General features: G+C 44.2%; 1 protein-coding gene. It reads right to left on the bottom strand.

The window, feature by feature from the left end:
* Positions 1-32 precede the first annotated feature (32 nt).
* A complete protein-coding gene (locus DK870_RS30125) occupies positions 33-686 on the bottom strand; it encodes a hypothetical protein (RefSeq protein ID WP_372241750.1) in 654 nt (217 codons plus the stop codon).
* Between the last annotated feature and the right edge of the window lie 51 nt (positions 687-737).

Here is a 737-nt window from a genome sequence, read left to right as displayed (position 1 = left end):
GCCATTTCAATCACCTTCTGATGCAGATCATGCTAAACTCGTATGCAGGAATAGGTCACTTCCAGGTACTTATAGATCCCTACACATGGATCAGAGAACTCCGAATTTGAAGCTTGTACATGACAAGACTGCTTTCCATTGCACCTGGAACGCATACGCGCAGTCTGATCAGAGTTACAGTGGGTTGAAGTTGCGAATTTATGAGGACAGGTTGCAAGATTCCGCCGTCCATAATTGGCATAATAAACGGAAATAACACCTTTCCCACAGGTAATGTCAGCTCTGAAACCTTCACAAGTTATGTGCTGCTTGGGTTTGAGACATTCATAAGATACTTCCAGGTATTTATAGGTCCCAAAACAGGGATCATTGAAAACTGAGTTCACTGCTTGAACAGAACAGCTTTTTTTTCCATTACACTGTGTGGCCATCGTTTGGAGGGATGTTTCTGAGGAGCAGTGAACATTTGAGAGCTGCCCAGGAGGTTTCCCAGCAGAGCAAGTTCTGCCATTAGTCCGTCCATAGTTGGCACGAAGGACATTTATGAATCTAGAGCCACAGCTGAGGGATGCAGAGTCTCCTTCACAGGTCACTGATCGTTTTGCATTGCCACTTGCAGAGAGGAAACATGCATGTTGACACAGCAACAGCAATAAAGTGATTCCGCTTAGCTTTTGCACCAGCATGGTAGATTGGAACATTTGAACACAAACAAATCTGGACTTCATGGTTTCATT

It is taken from the genome of Pseudomonas sp. Q1 (genome assembly GCF_009935975.1).
Taxonomy (GTDB): Bacteria; Pseudomonadota; Gammaproteobacteria; order Pseudomonadales; family Pseudomonadaceae; genus Aquipseudomonas; species Aquipseudomonas palleroniana.
This window is presented reverse-complemented; position numbering and strand designations above follow the sequence as displayed.

Coding starts and splice junctions, on each gene's coding strand:
- DK870_RS30125 (WP_372241750.1), bottom strand. CDS start 686: ATGCTGGTGCAAAAGCTAAGCGGAATCACTTTATTGCTGTTGCTGTGT.